This is a genomic window from Pseudoalteromonas citrea (assembly GCF_000238375.3).
GTDB classification, from domain to species: Bacteria; Pseudomonadota; Gammaproteobacteria; order Enterobacterales; family Alteromonadaceae; genus Pseudoalteromonas; species Pseudoalteromonas citrea.
The window spans coordinates 38,539-62,039 of record NZ_AHBZ03000015.1; the positions used below are offsets into that span (position 1 = coordinate 38,539).

At 39.9% G+C, this 23,501-nt stretch carries 15 protein-coding genes; 9 read left to right on the top strand and 6 right to left on the bottom strand.

The annotated features are described in order from the left end of the window. Window positions 1–97 precede the first annotated feature (97 nt). Together PCIT_RS07635 and PCIT_RS07640 are read right to left on the bottom strand one after the other, a co-directional pair. On the bottom strand, window positions 98–1,621 hold the full coding sequence (locus tag PCIT_RS07635) for an EAL domain-containing protein (RefSeq protein ID WP_010367316.1): 1,524 nt from the start codon (window positions 1,619–1,621) through the stop codon (window positions 98–100). A 270-nt stretch (window positions 1,622–1,891) separates the two neighbouring features. Further along, window positions 1,892–3,355, bottom strand: coding sequence for an FAD-binding oxidoreductase (locus PCIT_RS07640; protein WP_202889057.1), 1,464 nt, complete (start codon window positions 3,353–3,355; stop codon window positions 1,892–1,894). Window positions 3,356–3,801: 446 nt separating this feature from the next. On the opposite strand from PCIT_RS07640, the gene PCIT_RS07645 reads away from it, so the two are divergent. Next, complete coding sequence (locus tag PCIT_RS07645) at window positions 3,802–5,010, top strand: IS256 family transposase (RefSeq protein ID WP_192992781.1); 1,209 nt, start codon at window positions 3,802–3,804, stop codon at window positions 5,008–5,010. A gap of 10 nt (window positions 5,011–5,020) precedes the next feature. Here the strand turns inward: PCIT_RS07645 and PCIT_RS07650 are convergent, their stop codons facing one another. After that, a complete protein-coding gene (locus PCIT_RS07650; RefSeq protein WP_010362564.1) occupies window positions 5,021–6,244 on the bottom strand; it encodes a serine hydrolase domain-containing protein in 1,224 nt (407 codons plus the stop codon). A 393-nt stretch (window positions 6,245–6,637) separates the two neighbouring features. On the opposite strand from PCIT_RS07650, the gene PCIT_RS07655 reads away from it, so the two are divergent. The 7 genes from PCIT_RS07655 to PCIT_RS07685 all read left to right on the top strand — a co-directional run bounded on the left by PCIT_RS07655 (window position 6,638) and on the right by PCIT_RS07685 (window position 17,766). Further along, complete coding sequence (locus PCIT_RS07655) at window positions 6,638–7,585, top strand: winged helix-turn-helix domain-containing protein (protein WP_010362563.1); 948 nt, start codon at window positions 6,638–6,640, stop codon at window positions 7,583–7,585. Then, complete coding sequence (locus tag PCIT_RS07660) at window positions 7,534–8,940, top strand: tetratricopeptide repeat protein (RefSeq protein WP_010362562.1); 1,407 nt, start codon at window positions 7,534–7,536, stop codon at window positions 8,938–8,940. The genes PCIT_RS07655 and PCIT_RS07660 overlap by 52 nt, the downstream gene beginning before the upstream one ends. Window positions 8,941–8,998: 58 nt before the next feature. Next, window positions 8,999–9,700 carry a response regulator transcription factor gene (locus PCIT_RS07665; RefSeq protein ID WP_010362561.1) on the top strand — a complete coding sequence of 234 codons (702 nt, stop codon included), beginning with the start codon at window positions 8,999–9,001 and terminating at the stop codon, window positions 9,698–9,700. A 2-nt stretch (window positions 9,701–9,702) separates the two neighbouring features. Beyond that, window positions 9,703–11,451 (top strand): sensor histidine kinase, encoded by a 1,749-nt coding sequence (locus PCIT_RS07670; protein WP_010362560.1) that lies wholly within the window; start codon window positions 9,703–9,705, stop codon window positions 11,449–11,451. A gap of 280 nt (window positions 11,452–11,731) precedes the next feature. After that, window positions 11,732–12,160, top strand: a complete 429-nt coding sequence (locus tag PCIT_RS07675) for a hypothetical protein (RefSeq protein WP_010362559.1) — start codon at window positions 11,732–11,734, stop codon at window positions 12,158–12,160. Between the two features lie 821 nt (window positions 12,161–12,981). Beyond that, window positions 12,982–16,833, top strand: coding sequence for a S8 family peptidase (locus tag PCIT_RS07680; protein ID WP_010362558.1), 3,852 nt, complete (start codon window positions 12,982–12,984; stop codon window positions 16,831–16,833). A 147-nt stretch (window positions 16,834–16,980) separates the two neighbouring features. Next, window positions 16,981–17,766 carry a hypothetical protein gene (locus PCIT_RS07685; protein ID WP_010362557.1) on the top strand — a complete coding sequence of 262 codons (786 nt, stop codon included), beginning with the start codon at window positions 16,981–16,983 and terminating at the stop codon, window positions 17,764–17,766. 214 nt (window positions 17,767–17,980) lie between these two features. Here the strand turns inward: PCIT_RS07685 and PCIT_RS07690 are convergent, their stop codons facing one another. From PCIT_RS07690 to PCIT_RS07700, 3 genes are read right to left on the bottom strand one after another with little or no spacing between them, the layout of a single operon-like run. Next, entirely contained in the window at window positions 17,981–18,841 is an 861-nt protein-coding gene (locus PCIT_RS07690) for an HvfC/BufC N-terminal domain-containing protein (RefSeq protein ID WP_010362556.1), read from the bottom strand. Further along, window positions 18,838–19,824 (bottom strand): MNIO family bufferin maturase, encoded by a 987-nt coding sequence (gene bufB, locus PCIT_RS07695; protein WP_010362555.1) that lies wholly within the window; start codon window positions 19,822–19,824, stop codon window positions 18,838–18,840. The genes PCIT_RS07690 and bufB overlap by 4 nt, the downstream gene beginning before the upstream one ends. Window positions 19,825–19,837: 13 nt before the next feature. Beyond that, window positions 19,838–22,159: a ferritin-like domain-containing protein gene (locus PCIT_RS07700; RefSeq protein ID WP_010362554.1), complete on the bottom strand. Its 2,322-nt coding sequence runs from the start codon at window positions 22,157–22,159 to the stop codon at window positions 19,838–19,840. Between the two features lie 1,021 nt (window positions 22,160–23,180). On the opposite strand from PCIT_RS07700, the gene PCIT_RS07705 reads away from it, so the two are divergent. After that, complete coding sequence (locus PCIT_RS07705; protein WP_010362553.1) at window positions 23,181–23,495, top strand: hypothetical protein; 315 nt, start codon at window positions 23,181–23,183, stop codon at window positions 23,493–23,495. Window positions 23,496–23,501 lie beyond the last annotated feature (6 nt).

Sequence of the window (23,501 nt, forward strand, 5' to 3'; positions counted from 1 at the left end):
CTAAGCAAAACGTGTATCAATACAACCCCAGCTATTTTATAAAGTTCAAGCTAGGTTACCGATTAACCTAGCTTAGGATAAGAGCCACAGGATTAAACTAGCTATGCTTCATCGTAAGTAAGTTTTTAGCGACTTTCTTCCACTCCACGAGCTCATTAAATGGCATTGGTTTAGCGTAAACGTACCCTTGTATTTTATACACACCATGCTTCGCTAAGAACTCTACCTGCTCATTGGTTTCTACCCCTTCGGCAATGGTTTTTTTAGATGATGCCTCTGCAAATGCGATGATTGATGACAGTACCGAATTTTTCATATCATCCGTCCCAATCACATCAATGAACATCTTATCTATTTTAATGGTAGAGATACCTAACTCCTGAACATAAGAGAACCCGCCATAGCCTGTACCCGCATCATCGAGTTTGAGTTCAATGCCCAATTCATAAAACTTTGACAAGGTCACTTTGGCTTGTTGTAGGTCTTCAATTTTGCGCCGCTCTGTGATCTCTAGAGATAAATTTTTAAAGTCCCATGAATCATCGGCCTTTAAATCTTGAATATAATTATATAAATCATCACTATAAAGATGCTCAGGTACAATGTTTACACTCATAAACTTATCTGTGCCCGCCCACCCCAGCTTTTTGATATCGCGTACAACCCGATAAAGTAACTGCTCTGTGATCGGGATAATTAAACCAGAGTCTTCCGCATAGGGGATAAATTGATAAGGTGGGATCACCGTGCCATCTTCTTTTACCCAGCGAACCAATACCTCACAGCCAACAATTTTTCCTGATTTAGAATGTAAAATAGGTTGATAGAAAGGCTTAAATTCATGAGCTTGAAGCCCCTGCTTTATTAATGCTTCCATTGTTTGGTTTTGACTCAATAACCACTGCATTGCAATCACCAACAATAAACCTACAATCCCACCAATCCCCAAACTCACCGCCCCACTCCAATGCTCTATGGGAGATAAGTAGTTTTTAGAAACAGATAGAGACAAAGAAAACGGATATTTCTCTGAGTAAATAAACGAAGACAGTGCTAAATTGTCTGCTTGGCTATCAATATCACTGACTAAAATATCAAAGTTATCCAGTTGTACCTTTAATACCGCACATTCATCACAAAATGCCCGAGGAATATGAATAGGCTCAATATCTGCGATAAGTCTATAATTCGGGGTTTTATAGATCACTGCTAAATCATGTGTATGAGTAATACTATTAAGCTCTGAGCCGATGAATACATTATCACGCAACGCATGCCAAGACGCCTCTTCACTTTGCTCAATGGCTTTACCATGACTGGAGCATTCTTTCCCATTTTCAATATGCACCTCAAACAACCGTACATGAGGACTGGTAAATGCAGCCCGTTGCATTTGCGTCATATCTGATGCTGAACAGTCAAATGCAAGTGTTTGTGTAAACTGTTCATTCATATTTATCGCTTCGCCGACGTGCGTTTCTAACTTTTCTAATAAAAACTCTAACTCTGAATCAATGGCATGCTTAACATACAAACCAGCAATATTATGATGAAAGACTACAGTAATTCCGACACACGCTAACAATAATAAAGCTGACGCCCAAGGACGTTGAAATTTCATAAAATCACCCAGTATTATATTTTATTTTTGGATTGCCAAAAATTGCTCCTTAATAGGGTTGTCTAGAATGCGACAGAGGTCAATGTTTGTAGGCTATTAGATACCACCCTAAATATCTAGAGCACGCCGCAAGCTTCCCTCTTGCTCACTCTGGAACTTTGATTTTCAGATGTATTCAAAATGAGACAGTCCCCCTATGATGATCATACTCAAGCCTATTCGCTCCCATCATAATATCCATATAATTGAGCACAAAAATACTTCTCAGGTTTAATTATCGTAGTGCTGCTCCCATAACTTATTGGTAAAACGATTATTAGGATCAACTTTATGCTTTAATTGAAAAAACTCACTGGCTCTTGGGTAGGCTAAGTGGAACTGTTCAGTGGTCGCGTGCCTTTGATATGGTAAATAATAAGCGCCGCTATGCGCTATAACTTCACCTACTAATTCTCGACTCCAAACTGCGACGGCCCTTCTGTCCTGTACTGATGTCCCCTGACGATAATACACAACAAATGCAAACACTTCTTCCTTTGCCCAAGCCAATAGTGAGCCTGTATCAGGCAGTGCATGGCGCACTGATACGTTAATAACATTGACTTCATACTTTTTAAAAATTTGCGACATTGCTCGCGCAAAACTGTCAAACTGCGATACGGGCACAAAATACTCTCTTAATACGTATGTTTCTGCGTCTCTACTTTTTGGCTCTAGCTCTTTAACATCATAGCTTGCTTCATAGTTTCGCCATTGCACCGTGTCAAAAGCGTATTTAGCTGGTTCTAAAACATGCTGTCTTAACCACTTCCCAAAGTGTGAGTCAGCGACAAACTTAGCCACTTTAGGTTGCCACCAATAACTTTTATCACGAGGTATAAGGTCAGTTGTTACCGTGAGTGGCTTTTCAGTACGCACCCAGCTTACACTATTTATATGAGTATAATCGGGCGGGTAAATATCGGCGTTATGAAATACAATATTAGCGTTTTCTTTGATTTTACCTGCAAAGAACGCGCTATACTCGTCAACTTTCATATACGTGGTTTCTCTGGCTACTTTTACGTTGAGTCCTAGCTCAAGTGTTGCTTCAACTATAACCCCTAACCCGCCGTAGCCACCAATAACACCATAAAATAGTTCTGAATTCTGCTGTGCAGAAGCGTTAATAACACTTGCATCTGCCATAACCACCTTTACTGATTTGACAGAACGAATGATCGGCCCTTCCCCCATATATCTGCCATGTACATTCACACTTAATGAACCGCCAACAGTAAAGTTTGAATAAGATTGCATGATCTTAATTGAGAGACCATGCGGGTCGATAATATCTTGTATATCTCGCCAGCGCATACCACCTTGAACGGTAATTTCGCGCAGCTCAGGGTGAAAGGAAATGACTTGATTGAATTTTCTCATATCAAGGTGAAGGCTCTGTTCCTTTGCAATTTGCCCACCTTGGCTATATCTTCCCCCACCTACAGAAATTTCGCCATTCGTTGATAAAATAGCACGCTGTATATCTTCTATTTTTTGAGGCTCAACAACCTTTGCAACTCTGATAGGGTTTAACATGGTCACATCATTAACCATGTTTTTGTCATTTACCCCCTCCGCTTGAGTTGGGTTAAATGCAACTAAAAAATATAGCGCTATGAAGGTAAGTAACACAACAAAACCAATAAAGGCCATGTGCGTGCCCTTCAACTTTCTTTCCTTAGAATGTCTCATATACGTCTTCTGATTTTTATACGATTTGGAGGTCGCTTGCCGAAATAGATGTAATTTACAAGCATATTTACTATTCTGAGAAAATAAACTGAAAGACACTTAATTGCAAAAAAGAAAGATTAAATACAAATACCTAGACAGAATACTGCCATTCAACTCGTTGACGCTATGCAGTGAGCATAGGTAAAAAATAGGCACTTCCAACCCAATCGAGAAGCGTTTAATACGACATAACTTAAAAAGCGCTACCGACAGCTTGTTTGTTATAACAACGGATAGCGCATGCATGTTCTGGTGAGGGATGATAAAGCTTTGTGGCTAATTTTCAGTGCACTTTTAAATCATAAAACAAATGCTGGTATGACACGTTTTGCGATCTGTTGAGCCTGTAATTTAAATTGTGTATCTGCTTATAATTAAGCCAGTAATGGCTGAGGATAAGCAATATGGATAAGAAAGCTCTAGAAGCCTTCGCTCGCGAAGCAGCTAAGTCGATTAAGACTCCTTCTGATCTTGATGACTTTAGGAAAATGTTAACCAAGGTGACGGTTGAGACAGCCTTAAATGCTGAACTTAATGAGCACCTCGGTTACGAAAAAAACTCACCAACTAACGATAGTAACAGTCGAAATGGCTACTCATCTAAACGCCTAATTACAGACGATGGTGAGATCCAGTTAGAAGTCCCTCGTGACCGTGACGCGTCCTTTGAACCCAAGCTTGTTCGTAAACATCAAACCCGATTTCAATCGATGGACGACAAGATCTTAAGCCTATATGCCAAAGGAATGACCACCCGTGAAATCGTCGCAACATTCAAAAAAATGTACGATGCGGATATCTCCGCCAGTCTAATATCTAAAGTTACAGATGCTGTTTTAGAACAAGTGGTTGAGTGGCAATCTCGCCCGCTTGATACGGTCTATCCCATCGTTTATCTCGATTGCATCGTCGTGAAAGTACGCCAGAATAAACAGGTTATCAACAAAGCCATTTATCTCGCACTTGGCGTAAATATGGAAGGTCAGAAAGAACTTCTTGGGATGTGGATGTCCGAAACCGAAGGAGCGAAGTTCTGGCTTAGCGTGCTCACCGAACTTCAAAATCGAGGCGTGAATGATATCCTCATCGCGTGTGTAGATGGCCTGAAGGGCTTTCCTGATGCCATCAACGCTGTTTATCCAAAAACTCAAATTCAGCTCTGTATCGTACACATGGTGCGAAACTCAATGAAATACGTCCCATGGAAAGACTACAAGGCAATTACCGCTGACTTAAAAGAAATCTATCAAGCAACAACGGAAGATGAAGCCCTGTTGGCGTTAGAGCACTTTGGTGATAAATGGGATGAAAAGTACCCTCAAATCAGCCGCTCCTGGACGGCTCATTGGGATAATCTCAATACTCTATTTAGCTACCCTCAAGATATTCGTAAAGCTATCTACACGACAAATGCTATTGAATCTCTGAACAGTGTGATCAGAAAAGCGACCAAGAAACGTAAACTGTTCCCGACAGATGAATCCGCTAGCAAGGTGGTGTACTTAGCGATAATGGATGCTTCCAAGAGGTGGACAATGCCTATTCATAACTGGAAGCAAGCTCTAAACCGTTTTATGATTATGTTTGAAGACCGACTAACTGAATACTTGTAACTAAGAGCAGTTACACAGAATTATTTACAGGGTCGATCTGTTCGAAAATCTTATCCTCTGCATCATGACCGGTGACTACAATGGTTAAATCAAGCTCGTTAACAATAATTAAGCGCTGACCACCCCCACCCCATGCAATATGCGTACTATATGACTTATCGTGAATTACAACATCTGTTTGATACCAAAAGTAGCCATAAGAATAGTGCTCTGGGATCCAATCGCTAACTGGCTTAGTTAACTTTTGCGTTGCCTTATCTAAATAAACCGCAGATATAAGCTGCTCACCTTGCCACTTACCATTATTACTTACTAACTTTGCCAACTTAACCATATCACGTGATGTTAAACTGACTCGCCAACCAGCTTCTGGCAAACCACTAATCGCCGTCATCCATCGATAATCGGTGATCCCGAGTTTATCTAGCAGTTCATTTTCAATAAACTTATCAACATTCCCCGGAACAACGGCAGCAATAACTTGCATAACCAATGTCGGATTATAATTACCATAAACAAAACTCTGGGAAGCTGGGGTAATGGGTTTACTATGTACTAGTAGCTCTTGAACAAGGCCTTGACCATGAACTCTATTTGCAACAGTACTCGAAAGCTGACTATGGCGTTTAGATAACTCACCGGCTTTTTCTTGATTTATTCTTAACCCACTACGCATCGTTAAAACTTTATGAAGCGTGATGTTTTCAGCCCCTTTTACCAGCTGTTCTGTGTCTAATTCCTTCAAAAAATGCACTAAGGGCTTATGCAGATCAGCCATACTTAAATACCCGAGCTGAATTGCCCTACCTAATAATAAACTGGTATACGCTTTCGCAGCAGATGCTTGATCATGCGGCAAGTTAACCCTCCCACGATGATAGTATGACTCAAATACCAACTTACCTTTGTGAGAGATCAGAATACTATCGTATTGGCCATACTTGTTTTCAGCGATTGCTTTAGCAAAGTCGATGATGCCTGCCTTAGTCGTGTTATCAAGGTCTAGCTTGCCCACTGTAATACCATCTTTTCTATCTTCTGGTGCAGAGTTAATAAAAGCTTTTTCAAGATACGGTAAATCCCAAAACCGCCCTTTGACTTCAGTATTTGTGGCCTCAGGTGCTAATTGCAGACTTTCACTCGTTGTATTTATGTCGCTTGCTTCGACTAGCCCACTGGTACTCATGAGTAATGCGAACATAACAGCGCTTTTAAATTTTAATTTCTTGCTCATCTTAACTCTCTTGGTTGATTAACTTCAGGTTAAACCTCGTTTTTTTAAACGCTACAAGACTTTGCAATTTGTACAAGTTAAAACACCTAAAATCTTCCAAAGTTTGAAAATCGCCATAAAAGTAAAAAACTAATTATTACAATCAAATAGTTAAAACCCTCTGGATTTATTTTGAACAATCTCAACTTTGCAGTTTAATAATTCAGTACTCTCTACTTTGCTTTTATCTTATCTGTTTATTTTTGATATTCGTGCTCTAAACCTGCACAATGACATGGGCATTCTTGTTTACCTACTTTATGGACAAACATTACTACCCAACTAAAAAATAATAATAAAAAATGGATCGTACTCGGGTGAAAGTAAAAATTAGTTTAGTGGGTAGGTATAAGCATGGCGTATAACCAACTGTACCAACTTGGCCCTTGGCGCGTTTACCCTAATATTAACTGCCTTAAAAGTAAGTCAGACACCCGTCAACTTGACAATAAAAGCATGCAGCTTTTACTGCTATTAATTCAAGAAGCAGGCAGTACCGTTAGCAAAGAGCAAATATTCGAACACTTATGGAAAGGCAAGTGTGTGAGCAACGACATTTTATCGGTCACAATAAGCAAAATACGAAAAGCACTTGATGATAACGCGCGCCAACCTATATATATAAAAACATTACCCAACGAAGGGTATATATTGGTCGCATCGGTTAAAGAGATAACAAATACTCGTTCACGTTATATAAATAAAACACGCCTATTAACGATATTGATAGTAATGTGTTTACTTCTCATCGCACTTGTTACAGGTTACTTTACTCAGTCCATCAAGACGAATGAAGCTCCTGCGTTAAATATAGGCTCTATCGCCGTACTGCCTTTTGATGATTTAAGCGTGAAGCAAAATAATCAATACTTTGCCGATGGCTTATCAGACGCCATTATTAACCAGCTTTCTCAAATTAACTCGTTAAAAGTGATTTCCCGTTACTCCTCGTTTATTTATCGAGAAAAATACAGTGCCCCCGAAATTGGTGACGCATTACAAGTTGACGCATTACTTGACGGCAGTGTACAAAAACTTGATGAAAAAACACGGATCACGGTCAGAATAGTAAGTACACAAAACGGCCAACTACTTTGGTCAAATGCTTTTGACAGTGACAATCGCAATAACTTTCAGCTACAAGATACAATTAGCGAAGCTATATATACACTCATTCAACCAAATATTGACCGAGCAAGCACTCACAATACAGCACGACAGAGCCAAACTATTAATGCTCAAGCTTATGAATGGTATTTAATGGGCAATATCATTGGCGTCAACGCACGCCACACGCACTAAATAAAGCGGTCGATTACTTTCAACACAGCCTAAAACTTGAGCCTAGCTATGCCCCAGCACATATTGGATTAGCCATTAGCTACGCATTTTTACATACTTTTGGCAGCTGGGAAGAACTTGACGCAATTGAGGCTGCGCTCCCGCATATAAACACAGCACTTGCGCTAAATCCAAGCTCCCCGCTTGCGCTTGCCACTCAAGCCATGATCTTATCAGATAAAGCAAAAGCGACGAGAGACAGCTCACTTTATCGCCAAGCTGAAGCTTTATTTGTCCGCTCATTGAGCTTGGAAAGTAATGCCACAACTTACCTTTGGTATAGCATCTTACTAACGCGCTTGGGTAGGCAGCAACAGGCTATTGAGTATTTACAGCAAGCTATCACACTTAACCCTCTATCCTCATCACTAAAGCGTTCACTGAGTCACTTATTAAAATCAATGGCCCAGCTGGATACCGCCCAAACGGTATATCAGCAAGCTATTGAGTTAGAAAATGACACCGCGATGCACCCTTTTCAATCAGCAAAAGTTAATAGACATACTCCAACGTCAATTTTAGCTATGGCTGATTGGCACACAGCCACCACAGCTCTATTTACCAACTGTTCGAGCATTGAAGTCTGTGAACAACAAGTGCTGGCATACCTGAGTGTTGGCGCAAACAAAGCAGCTGAGCAGCTGCTCGATAAAATGCGACCAATACACGGTCACTTCATCCATAGTATGAACTTAATTGAGCTCAGTGCACGGGGCAAAGACGAGCAAGTCCTCTTAAATATACAACAACGGATTGCTCGTATACCTTACACTCAAGAAGCGCAATTAGAACTCGCCAATGCACAATTTCGCGCTGCGCGTTTTAGCTCAGCCAAAAGTACCCTACTAAAATTACATCCTCAGTGGCGTAACAAAAGTCCTTTAGCGCATATCGAGATCACCGCTGATAACTATCCAGCAGTCATTTTATTTGCTGCATCTACCCTATATTTAAATGACACAAAGAACGCCGAAATACTGTTAAATAAAGTACACACATTCCTTCAGCAAGGCCATGTCTTTGATAACATTCAAACCCAATTTTCTTTAGCGCAAGTAGCAAGTATGCTTGGAAATACACAGCAAGCGCTACATTATTTATCGAGTGCACTAGAGATGGGTTGGATAGAATCATTTAATATGCAGTGGTGGACGTTACAAAACGACCACCTACTACAAGCTTTGCATGAGACACCCAAGTTTAAAGTGCTACTCACACAACATAATAAACAGCGGAAAATACTACGTGAAGATATAAGAAGTAAAGTCCTAAAAGTCAGTACTTTAAGTTCATATTTTTACAAAACTTTGCATTAGTGTATTTGAAAATAATGATATAGTCAGTCTGAATACGCTAGGGAATAAAAAGCATAAAATGAATATAAAACCCACTTTACTGATCGTAGAAGATGAGCCAAGTATATTACGAGGTCTAACTGACTTATTCACCTTTCATGGCTTTGCAGTCGACAGTGAAATGGATGGTAAAAAAGGATTAAACCGTGCTATTGAGGGCCAATACAGTTGCATTATTTTAGATGTGATGCTGCCATCGATGAATGGTTTTGAAATATGCAATGCAATCAGGCAACACTCTCAGGTACAGCCAATTCTCATGTTAACTGCAAAAAATGCTGAAGAAGATATTATTAATGGCCTTACCCTTGGCGCAGATGATTATGTCGCTAAACCCTTCTCTGCTTCAGAATTGATATTGAGGGTAACCGCTTTGATAAGGCGTTCAGGCCTTTCAGGTAATGACAATAAACTAAAAATTGGCGACCATGTCAGTATTTGTACGCAAAAATTAACTGGGACTTCTTATGAGCAAGAAGTACGCTATACCCGCAGAGAAGTGTCTATTTTAAGTTACTTAAATCATCAAAAATCCCCCGTTTCACGCGACGAATTGTTGAGAGAGATCTGGGGCTATAAATCAACTGATCATATAGATACACGCACGGTCGACATCCATATCGCCAAAATACGTAAAAAAATTGAGCGCGACTCTAAAACACCTGTACATTTGGTTACTTTACGAGGTGAAGGATACCAACTATTTAGTACTCCGTCGTAAATATGAAATCACTATTCTCAGATAAATGTGTACTACGTTATCAACAACGCATTAATCGTCTTCGCGGTTTTACACTGGTTTTCTTAACCTTACTCCTCACTCCAATCAGTTTGGTGTTGTATAAAGGTTACACTCAGTTTGAACAAGACCTTTTAACTGAATACCAAAATAAAACGCAAGAAATAACATCTCAGTTAAACCTTAGACTGTTTAAGCGTATTGTATTCGATAATGCCTTAAGTACACGCGAGTTTGATCATTACCAGCATATTTACAATCCCAATAATAAGCAAATAAGTCGAGTACCATCCCCTCTTGCAAACCCAAACTACCATACAAGATTTACAGGCTTGATTGGATATTTCCAACTAGATAAAGAGGGTAACTTCAATAGCCCAGTATGGCCTCATACCATCAAAAGCTCAGAAAGATTAATAAGCCCGCAAGATGATAAAGAAATGAGAGAGCGTAAAAAAATCGCTTTAAATTTATACAACATTACAGCAAAATCAAATGAGCTAAAAACACTCATTGACCATAACCTATCGGCAAATAACGAAAAGTTTCTTTTATTATCAGATGTAGCTGGATATCTTATTTTTTATCGAATTGTATCCGTGAACGACAAAAAGCAATTACAAGGCTACATCATTGATGTAGAAGCCTACTTAAACGAGCAAATTGCCAATACGTTAAAAACAGTGCTATTTAAAAATACCATTGCTGTCACTGTCGCTCCCAATAGAACGAATGCAGATAACGTTTATTTGATCTATAAGAGCAACCCACAAGGCACATCAAGCATTACCTCAACTAAGCACCTAGACGACCAATTAACCCAACAGGTATTAAATAGTCATGCATTGAGATGGCCCTTTAAGGACTATAAGCTCACTTATTCTACCTCACAACTCATACTGCCTTTAGCAGCAACATATAGCCTAGGCTTAATGGCACTCTTAGTGCTTGGCATTGTGCTTGGCTGCTATGGCTTTTACCATCTTGGGGTTAAACAACTCAGGCTTGCCGAACAACGACTCAATTTTGTGTCTTCCGTCAGCCATGAGCTCAAAACCCCTTTAACTTCAATTCGCATGTATTCTGAAATGCTAAAGTCAGGCATGGTTCCCTCAGAAGAATATAAATTAGAGTATTACGAGTTTATACACTGCGAAAGTGAGCGCTTATCTCGATTGATTGACAATATATTGCAGTTGTCGAAGCTTAGCCAACCGCAACACACTGTTGAGCCGCAGTATACTAAACTCAGCATTTTAATTGATATCATTCACTCAAAAGTATCCTCGCTGGTGGTTAAAAATGCGTTTCAACTTGATATGTTGAATGACTTTAACGATCCTGACAATGTACTCGTGTTGGTTGACTTGGATGCATTTTCGCAAGTCGTGATCAACATAACCGATAACGCAGTTAAGTTTTTCGACCACGACACCATACAAGATAAAGCACGGCAAAAAATTGATTTTATTTTTAAAGTGGATCCAAAAAACAAAGATCAACTATGTATGGAGATCCGTGATTATGGTGATGGGATCAGCGCAGAACAACAGAGTAAGATTTTTGAATTATTTTATCGTGGTGGCAGCGAATTAACACGCTCGACACAAGGAACAGGAATCGGGTTGGCGTTAGTAAACGAACTTGTATCAGCGCAGCAAGGCACCATTCAAGTAGAGCGTATGTCGCCAGGTTTATCAATGAAGGTGTGTTTCAAATACAAAACATTATGAGCATGCACACTTTAAGTTTTTCATATAAAAAGGCTGAGTAAAGCACCTTACTATAAGACTCTGTTGTTTAGCCCAAACAATTAAGCGACAACCCCCATCATCACTTATGTTTAAGTGATGATGGGTATTAACTCAAATGCACCGCTCAAAGCGAACCGCGATTTCGCCACCTTATTTGATATGTTCCTTTCCCGCTTCAGCCTTAATCACTGTGCTTTACAGCCCTATTGCGCTAAAATCCCGTCCCAATATTATATACTTACAGCAGCATAGGTATTAAATGCATCATCAAGAAGTCACGTTCGAATCACAAGGCGGGTTCAAAGTAATGCAACTCATTTGGCTTGGTTTACTTGTCATTGTGATGCTCTCGCTTGCCATTTCAAGTTTTATTATGAACCAACAGGTTTGGTATTTTAATGTATTGTCACTGTGCATGATGGGAATACTGTTACGCATGGGATATATGAACTATCGGTGTTGTCAGTATTTTAATACACGCTTAGTAGTAAAAAACAACACGCTTTATCGCCACACCGGCTTAACTGAAACACACTATCAGTTACATGACGTGACATGCAGCGAATGCGCGGTATCAAATGTGTATAAACTAACAAATGCTCAAGGGCAAATTATCGCCTACCTAAACGGCTTTTTACCTAATTCAAAAAAGCTGACCAATAAAATACTAGCAGCCGCCAAAGAGTAAGTTTGAGTAGTAGCAATGGTATTAGCTTAAAAAGATACGATTACCCAATCGTGATATTGGGTGCCAGTGTGCTCATACTTAGCCTCTGGAGGGCTCATTAATTCCTTAATCATGACAAGCTAAAGCCTTCCTTTACACACCCAGTTAAAAATGGAGGGCTTAGCTATTTGTGTCATAACTTTAGCGTATTCGTTCACCATTACTTCTGCAGGTATAGCTTACTTGTAGAGTATTCCATTCGTTCATTTAACTACCAATGCGCTGTATATCTAGGTGGAAAATCCAGTTCACGATTGCTTGTATAGATTAATACCTCTAACTTAGCATCATCATAACCTATCGAAAACGCCTCTTTCGAGTACACATTTTTGTACTGACGCTAGCTTGACCTGTAGTGTTAAGTTTAGTCTTGAGTACTCGGTATATTCACCTTTATATCATCTGGAAATTGATTATCTCTGTCAAGCTTCAGTGACCCTGCGGTAAATCCAACCTTCCGAGCACAGCTAGACGTAAAAGCATTTTTACTTATCGCTATTTAAGCATATTTAGAGTTAAGCGAGAAAAATAGATAAAAGCCCGTATATACCGCAACACATTAACAAGTATTTTTTCATAGCCTTTTAATTTAAATTATAAAAATGAAACTTTAATTGCAAAATTAAAAATAAAAAAAACAAAAATAGCACCTTAAAATATAGGACAAAACACCTTAATATCATATAAAGTTAACACTTTGCTGTTTCAATGTTAATTAATTCATGTTATAGCTATTATATCTAGTTTATAGTCTCTTTTTATTAAATAAAATTAGGAAGGTTATGAGGCGTATATTATTTATTTTTCTACTCTTTTCCGCTTCGTTAGCAAGCAATAACCTGCTCGCCTCACCAATTATAAATAAGCAAAACGTTACACACTCTATTGCTTCACAACGAGTTGAATCAGCAAATAACGTAAATCCCCCCCCAAAAAAAAGAAGGATGTTTATTGAGCTACATTCTCAATTTTCACCACCTTCTATTAATCAAGATTACGGAGTTACACATTCAACACGAGTTGCGGCACGTACTCAACAACAAGTAAATGTAGTAAATAAGTTAGCGACTCAACTCCCTAATGTCTCCATTAAAGCAAAACTGACCAAATCACAAAGTACATTGGTCGCAGAATTATCACCGTATGAAATCAGCGTACTCTCCCAATGGCATGAAGTAAAAAACCTGTACCCCAGTTATGATTTAAAAACCCAAATAACTCAAAGCAACGACATTATTAAGGCCGACAAGGTTTGGCATTTAAATGGATCAGATTCAATAACCGGCAAAGGTATAACTATTGCAATTATCGATACCGGTGTCGACTATAATCACCCAGACCTTGGTGGTTGCTTAGGATCGTCTTGTAAAGTCCGTGGTGGTTACGATTTTGTCAACCAAGATACAGATCCTATGGATGATAGTGATCATGGTACTCATGTAGCTGGTATTATAAGTGCCAATGGTAAATTAAGAGGCGTAGCACCCGATTCATCACTCATAGCATATAAAGTGTGTGACGAAAATGGTGCTTGCCCTGATCATTTAGTAATAGAAGCAATAGAAGCTGCAATCGATCCTGATGGCGATCCTAACACTGACGATAAAGTAGATATTATAAATTTAAGCCTTGGTAGCCCCTTTGGTGCACCGGACTCTCCTTTATCAACCGCCGTTAATGCCGCATCAGAGGCTGGGATTTTAGTTGTTGCAGCAGCTGGTAATGAGGGCTCGAAAACTTACACAATCGGTGCACCTGCCAATGCGGAGCAAGCCATTACGGTAGCAGCTTCATATAAAACGGCTTCTATCGCAGACTTCAGCTCTCGTGGGTATATTTTAGAAAATGGTCATGCTAAGCCAGAAGTAACCGCGCCTGGTGTTAATATTAACTCCACAGTAGCTAACAATCAGTATCAACAACTCAGCGGCACAAGCATGGCGGCTCCAATGGTCGCAGGAACTGCAGCTCTCCTATTGTCCAATAATGATACCTTATCAAGTAAGGAGCTAAAAAGCGTATTGATGGCCAATGCAGACAATATATGGAACGCCCCTTTTAATAGTCAAGGGGCTGGAATAGTTGATGCACTTCAGTCAGCCCAAGTAAAAGTTATTTCTGACCAAGGAATTATAAATTTAGGTTGGTATCATAACCTCCAGAGCTCTTCACTTTCTAAGTCACTTAAGTTAAGGAATATTTCAAATATAAATCAAAGTATTGACCTGAGTATTAGAAAAAATCAAGAAAACCCTATTAGTTATAACCTTTCCAGTAACTCTATTAGCACACAGTCTAATAGTACAACTGAGATTCAGCTCACAATTGAGATCCCAGCGACATTGGCCGTAAAGCCTAGAGATGATGTAGCATATATTGCTTGGTTAGACATCAAGACAGGTAGCGCCATACAGTCGATTCCTATTACCTTATTACATGGTAAAACAATCAAAGTAAGTCACCCGGATTTCAGTGACTACGAAATAGAGTTACAGTTAATAGATAAAAAACAAGGTTTAGTTAGCACTTACCTTTATGCTGGAAACAAAAAAAGAGAGCATACATTCATTTCAGGGAGTGGAGATTTCGCTATTAATTTCAAAGCTCAAAGTACCATACATAACAAAGATTATTTAGGTGCTAAATTAAACCTCACAGGTGGAGAGCTAGTTGCCTTCTCACTTTCTGATAATTGGCACCCCGTGGAATATGATATAAGCCTAAAAAATGGTAAAAGACTCGATGAACAAGGTAAGTTAAACTACCCACTTTCAATACGCAGCACCTTAGTACTTCCGGAATACGGTACAAAATTCAATAGCTTTCAAGCCTCTTGGTTTGACAGATATTCACCAAATGTTCTTCATATATTACCACCAACAAATGAAGTATTTTACGATACTTTCATAGGCATGGTTCGTAAATACTCTAAATACAAAGATCAAAGCTTGGCATTAAGTAGGCGACTAAGTACATCAAACATTCAAAGCAATGGCAGCGTGCTATTTGAACTCACTCAAGACGAAATAATAGCGATTAATTTTGCCTATGCAAAACAGGGAAATAAGGCTTATGATCTACTTACCCCCTTTACCTACTTTTCTCATAAGTTCCCAAATAAAGATCTAATTGGTTCAGGATCGAGTTTTGTTTTGGATAACCCGATTCAATTAAGACAGATGACAATGTCAACACGACTTGAAGATGACTTTAGTTATATAGGTGAATCCCAAACCTACTCAAACTCAAACGAAAAAATCTCTTCAGCTGACGACATTGCCTTTAGTACCGCCTTGTACAAAGTTAATCGTGATAAAGAGCTTGAGCTAACTAACTTTCTCAGTAAAAAGCCTTGGCTGAAAAAAATTCCTCTGAATAATGAGCCTTTTAACTTTAAAGTTGGTCTCTTACTACCAGCGTTCAAAGCCAAAATGGTTGAAAAAGAGGGTATTTTCACACTTAGTTACGACAATGCGAACAGCACAGGGCTGTTCTCCGATAACCTACTAACGATTTATCAAGGTCAAGTGCAATATACCACTGAAGGTGCTAATGCCACACCTAATAAAGAAATCAAAAACAACGCAATTACAATTGACGATATGTATTTTAGACCTAAAAGCCTCTACGTTATGAGTACTTCTAATGGTAGTCGCTTTGAGTTTAACCGCTTTGCGATTGATGAAACCCCGGTATCTCTCATTGCAACACTTGAATACGACCTAAGCGCAGCTGACTTCTCACCCCCAGTTATTAATGAACTGACTATAAATACATTAGGCGGCGAGCATGTATATCTAGCACAAGGAACTGGTGAAATATCACTTAAAGTCAGTGATGAAAGTATCGAAAGTTCGGGGGTCTATATAAAAGAGTCAAATGCACAAGACTGGAAATACTTAGCGGGCTCTACTACTGACACAGTTACGGGAAAACTAACAGACCTCGCAGTCGGCAGTTATGATCTCAAAATAGAGTCTATGGATACGACGGGAAATAAACTCACATATACCGCTAAACCGGCCTTTTTTTCAGTAGAAAACTGCAAATATGATAAGGATTGCGATGGCTACTGGAATCAATTTGACGAAGATGCAGATAACGATGGAGTTAATGATGACAAAGACAGTTTTCCGCTTGATCCGTCAGAATGGTTAGACACCGACGGTGACACCATAGGGAATAATACTGATGACGATGATGACAATGACAATTACGCTGACAGTAAAGATAAATTCCCACTAGATGCCTCAGAGTGGCTAGATACTGACCATGACGGGATCGGTAATAATGCGGATACTGACGACGATAATGACGGTTATGCTGACAGCGATGATGCGTTCCCACTAGATACATCAGAGTGGTTAGATAGTGACGGTGACGGGATTGGTAATAACGCAGATACAGATGATGATAATGACGGTATTGCCGACAGCAAAGATTTATTTCCATTAGATGCAAACCGCTCATCAAATGACAATACTGCAAATCAAAGTAATAGCCCTAGCAGTGGTAGCTTGTTTTGGCTAATACCAATGATGATCATGGTGGTGGTTAAAAACGAATTACTCTCCAATAAAATTTGGCACTTAATCCCTCAAAAAATAAATAAGCGTTTTAGCTTTAGGGAGTAGGCTCACGACGTAAAGCAGCCTAAACTAACTAGCTAACATAATAAATCTACTCATGAGGTATATAAAGTAAGGGACCGATATACTTGTTCCCTTATTTAATTTACCATTAATTGAAAATATGAATACCATATAAATTAAGGAGCTAGGATGCTCAATATTAATAATACTCAGCAAAAATTGCACAATGTTGATATAGGTAAAAAAGAGAAAAGTAACGACTCTCAAATAGCCCATCAAAACGAGTATCCTAGAACTCAGCCTTCGCTATCGACGCTTAGCAGCAGTGCAAAAAATATAGTGAATGTCGTTAGTAATACAACAAAACAACTACACGACAATATGCCACCTAGATATATCCCCTACCAACAAAGATTAGATATAGTCAAAAATTCGTTAACAGCGTCACTTTCAAAAGATCACCCTGAGATCAATGTAGGTGAAAGTACATTAAACGAAATGGTCAACGATGTTGCGAATACTCTTAATATTAGGCCGCTAGCTGAAAGTGATTTAAATGCTTCATCTGGTGATACATATTCCTACTTAACTCAAGATGATAAAAAAGCTCTAGGTGAAGCCTATGAGCAAATCGGAAATACCGAGCTTACTGAAAAAGATTTAGATTCCCTCGCCTCTCATTTAGCCATACAGCGCAGAATAGAAACTGCACAAAGAAATGGTACTATTTACGAAATATATGATCCTTTAAAAGAGAAAAAAAAGACCGCTTTAGAAAATGACGTATCTAAACAAGCACTAGCCAATATAGACGAACAGGTTGCACTACGTGGTAATAATTGGACCGATCATGATCAGCGTGTAATCGCACTAAACGACACCCTGCTTCATTTGAACAACGAGAAAGTAAATGAGTTGCTGTCAAAACTACGTTATACCGATGATTTATATGAGACAAACTTAACAGAAAGTTAGAAGGAGCCATAAAAAACGTGCCACTAAGACCCTGTCTTTTGTATCACCCTTTATATCATCCTTATGGACTATAACATCAGAGGGATCCATTAAAGAGGTCTGAGTCGTTTATATTACAACTCTAGTAAACAAATATTAAAGACTCCTCCATTTCCCTTTCTATCATGCTAAAACGTAACAGCAAATCTAGGTATAACAAATGTCATCGTAATATCTAAGTTTTCTGTAACGTAAATAGCCCTATATTAACTGCACTGGGGAGCCAAACAGCCAACTGTGACTGCAATGCTTGCGCCTCTAAATGCATTCGGTTAGCACAGTAGATCACGGCATCTCGGTAGCACCGTGGTTTTTCTTTCAGATGAAGTAATAAGTCTATTTGCCAATCGTTTAACGTATTGACTTTTAAGCGGTATTGTTGACGTGAGATTACAATATGCGTTTGCTCTGGCGTAGGTATAATACACGGCTTAGCTTGCTCCAGTTGCGCTACCAGAGGCAGTAGAGGATAATCGGTTTGAACAAGCAGCACAGACTCAGGCACTGCTATTATAAAGTCTTCCGCGATACCGCAAAGTAACTCAATCTCGCTAACAGACGAGGTCCTTTGCTTCTGTTCAGGCCCAGGTTTCAAAAGTGCTAATGCTTTTGCTCTTTCAAATTTAGCCAGCTCTGCGGGCAAACTAAACATAGCTTGCTGATGCGCATTAAAATCCCCGGTGGGTTTTGTATGCGCTAAAAAATCAGCAAAGCGCGAGCCCAGCTGATGCATAGTCCAAGACTCTGATGGCAAAGTAACAATGAAGGCTTTAGCGAAGGTATCAAATACTTCCTCACCCATAAACTGGCAAAGTAATGCAAATTCGCCCCTAAGGCACTCAACTAAGCGCATCACATAGCCCGCAGCGTAGATATCTACCCTTCTCATAGCATCAAGTGTGTCACTGCTTTTAACACACTTATCCAGAGTTAAGCCTTGTGCCGCAGCAGTATTAAGCTTTTGTGGCAAATCACCCCGCACCATCAAAACGGTGTTCAGCCACTGCTGAGTTTGTGTTAAGTCTGGTGTTTTCATTGTTCTAACTCTACTCGCTTAGGCATGATGTGGTGTGCTGCATCTAAGCGCTCGTTAACTATGGGGGTTGAAAGCGCGCTTGTGTTAGTAACCGTCTCTTGTTCCGGAATATAACCTGCTAGTACCAGCTTTGCTTTGTTTAACTCTTCAACGAGTTCAGGAAAGCTGGGAATATTGGCATCCCACTCGAGCAAGGTCGATTTACCTCCAGTTAAGCGCTGCGCTAATTGGTAAAGTTGCCACACCTTAGCGGGCACTGGTTGATCATGGGTATCTATCAAGCAATCTTTACAGTCACTAGGGCCTGCTAGGTGGATCTGAACAATGTGCTCATGAGGTAACTGGCGAATAAATTGTTCAGCGTCAAACCCATGATTAAAACTACTGACAAAAACATTATTTACATCCAGTAACATGCCGCACCCTGTTGCTTTGACTAGTTCACAAAAGAACGCGCTTTCAGTGAGCGTTGAGTGTTGAAATTCAAGATAAGTTGACGGGTTTTCAAGCACTAAAGGTCTTTCTAAAAAGTCTTGTACTTGGTCAACGCGGTTAATAACGTGCTGCAAACTTTCGTCATTTAACGGCATTGGCAGCAAGTCGTGACTATTTAAACCAGCAAGGCCTGTCCAACATAGATGGTCAGAAATAAGCTGAGGCTTAACGAACTCGCCCAACTCTTTGAGCTTGCCTAAATATTCAAAGTTAATTGGATCGCTGCTACCAATATTCATTGATACGCCATGCATCACTAATGGGTATTGTTCCTTTAACTTATCAAGTACATACCTACCATAGCCGTGATTATCTATATAGTTTTCACTGATGATTTCAAACCAGTCAACACCAAGTGATGTGCCATGCTCCAAATGAGACATAATATAAGGATAGTGCTGGCTTCTGAGGCCAACACCAAGCCCTAAGTTGGTCAGTTTTTCAATAGCGGACGCAGCAAACTGCTGCGTCCGAGTTAAGTTTGTCATACGCTCTTTCCTATCAAGTTGAAGGAGGAAGTGCTAAACGAATATCTGAAGGCGTTGGCTGCTTGGGCGGTTTACCGTCTTCATCCAACAAGCCATTCGCATTACTGTAAGCTTGCCAAGCGATGTTGTATACAGCGTCACCTACTTCATAAGGCATTGATACGGGAACAGTTGGATCTTCCGGAGGTGCGGTTTGGCCTTTCGGATAGGTGTAATCAATTTCCGAAAAGCTGTTATCTTTAAGGTCAAACTTAAACAATTGCATATCGTATTTTTGGTCATCACATGACAGCTCAGGAAAAAGTTGAGATGCTGAAATAGGCACCGCACACCCCCCCAAGTTATTACACTTGTTATCCGCTGGTGCACTTTTTTTCCCTGCAGATATACTGCCACTGCAGCTACCACCAGAGGTTGTACTATGAACAAAACCGCATCCACCCTGCGCTTTACAATCATTACTGCCTTTACAACTGTGATATACCTCAGGAGGTGGCAAATCATCAGTGCCTATGTTGGTATAACTCATCCCTTGGCAGGCATGATAAAGCGTGTTCGGATGTTGTGATTCAATGCCTGTCACTAAATCAGGTGCTATTCCTGTGGTTGCCCAGCAGATCGAAATTCTATCTCCAGATCCTCCCATTGCAGGACCTGGGAATTCGTTGGTTTTACACGACCAATAGCGATCTAGCGCGGTCGTAAGCCCTTTAATTGTACCTACCGCTGAACTACTAAATAATCGGTGAGTGTCATTACAATTAGGCGTGAGCCTCAGGTTATTCAGCGCTTGCACTACGCTTGCTACCGCTGGGAGTTGCGAGTTATGCTTATGTGCTAAATCGCCCCCTTCGGGATCCAATAATTCACAGCTCCAAGTGTTGCCATCAGCAAACCAAGTTGGCCAAGTCATGTAGCGTTCGTTAGGGTTGCTTGAAGGTTTTTCAAAATCAACTATCAGCTTTAATGTGTCGGTGAAAATCTGGAAGTGATCTTTATATTTATTGGTAAACCGTGCACATGCAGAGCCTGATATAGGGCCTTCACCGCTGCTTGCTGGGTAATCCGCTTTTAATGCTTCAGCGCTTGGTTGGAACTTTTCTTCGACTGTACTCGGGTGAGCATCGTTTGATTGCGACTCCTTAGAAGCAAGAAAGTTTTGCGCCCATAACTCATCGGCCCAACGCTTACAAAGCATATCAGCCACACCATCACCTTCACCTTGATCCGTAATGGCATTCACATTATTCATTAAGGCCTCTTTTAAAGCCGTATGATCTGTCTTTACACTGAGCGAGCCCATAATGCCCGGGAATTGTGCTTGATAATGATTATCTCCAGGGCGCTCATTAAAGTAGTCGCGCTGAATAGCCACGTAATCTAGTAAACTAGTTCCATCATCATATTCGATTTGAATATAATTCCAATAACTCAGATACATATGCCCAATTGAACCAAATAACGGCAAGTCACTTTCCTTGTTATTCGGTTTCCACCAATCATAAGGGGCTTGTTCAAAATACTTTGGCTGCTCGCTTGGTTCAAAAAGTTGTGGCTGGATAATTTTTTTCGCATTTTCTTCCGTCTCTTCTATCAACATAAATAGCAACGTTTGCTCTTTGCTAAGTTCTGTTGCATTAACGCGTAAATCTTGTAGCGTTTTACCAGGAAAAATTTGTTTGAAATAAGCTTGAACCTCAGGGCTCAATTTAGATAAATCGGTAGTGCAGTCTGCAAAATTCAAAATATGTGGAATGCCGCTTTGGTTGTTGTAGCACTTCCAACCGTACTTTTCGTCAATTAATGCCTGACTTGTAAAGCTAGGCGTGAGGCCCAGTTTACTTGCCATATTTGAGGCTAACTGTAGATGCAGCATTTCTTCAATAAAAACACTATATACCCCATTGAACACCTGTTGATTGACAGACAGTTCATATTTTTCTGCCGATTTATTAGGTACATCACTGCCGCCAGTTAAGTTCTCGGTATCAAACAGAGGTTCTAAGTTAACGTCATAGTCATTGCGCCTCACTTCTGGGATGTAGCCAGCTGAAGGACCGAGCCCGGGCCAATAACGGCCAGGATACAAGTTCGACGAGTCTGCAATTTGGTGGGTGCCTTGAATCGAGTAGAGGCTGCTCATATAAAGTGGGATTGTAAATAACTCGACGTTAATTGCAGCCTGTGCAATCGCCCTCAAACAAGATAAATCAGCAGCTTTATACTTGCTATCACGCACTTTAATTTTTTTCTTTTGTTCAAGGTTCCAAAGAGTATTAGCTTCAATTTCTGTATCGACTTCTACCGACGGCCCCGTTTTGTTCTGCACATTCATAATTTGCTCCTTTGTGACGGTGAACGTTGTGCAATATCGCTGGCTTAAATTAGTTAGGATCTTGATTAGCTATCCAAGACAACTCAAAAGTTTTAAGCAAGTTGACGTAAGTGAGCGATGGACACTCGCTATAAAAGGTAGCTGAAAGCAAGCGCAAAACCGATTACACAACATTACATGAAGGTATTGAGGGGTGTGCTACTGAGAGTGGACACTGACCTGTGTCAGGAAGAGTGCACTGACACATATGTTACTAAGAACAAGCAAAGTTAATAGTCAGGACTTGCACTGTGGACGATACATATACAGGGCAAGTGAGCTTGACGATTAATACTATGTCTTAGTAGCCAAAACTCTAGACAATAAACCTACCTCCTGCCGCTACTTTCAACGCTAACTGCGTTGAGTTTACTTGCAATAGGCCTGCGATTGACGCGTAAATTAGCCTTATCATCTCAATTGGGATCAATGAAAGCCTCAGGCTGGAGGCTAATAAAAAGAACTTAATTATTATAGATCAATAATTAAGTTAACCTCTTAACCAAAGTGAAGGTTAAGTACAAATAAAACAACCTACTAAACTGCAAAATTCAGTAAACAATCTAAAAAATACACAATCCAAGACTTGACCCCCATGTTCTTAATCAATATGGTGCTCCATTGTCAGAGTTAACAGCCACCGTCTCTTCGATATTACAAGGTTTCCCGGCTTCATAGCGATATGCAGAACGCTGCTTCTGTTGAGCTCCGTGATTTCGAAAATAGCAGCACCTTCACTTGAATCCGAATAAAAACTCTCTTGCTTCATTGTTATGGGGCTGCTTAATGCCCTCTTTTTCGAGTACTCCCCCTCGCTCTATACAAAAAATTGACACCCTTTAAAGTACTAATGCTAAGTTTAGGTAGCCAATCATGTTTTACCCCTTACTTTCAAGGTGTAGGCACATCACATAGACATGTTTATTAATTTGGTTCGAAAAATGCATGATGAATTAAAATTCACTTAAGTATGCAAGCAACAATGAATAAAAGCGAAAGTACTGTGTATGTGTTGAGCGGGTACGCCAAATGTTCAACCACAAACAATGGCAAGTACAAACTCGGTAATAAGCATTCTATCGGCTTATTAACAACCGATGAAAACTATCAAGGCAATATCAAACAGCTTAAAACTTTTATTAAAGGTTTAGGTTGGGAATCCATTACGTTTTGCATGGTTGAAAAGGTCAACGATATAAATACCTTATCAAATAACGTTTTAATCTCTAGTTTTATCCGAGCCAAGGAAAACGGTCAATCCCTAGTCGTCAATGATCAACCTATAACAATGCATTAAACAGCA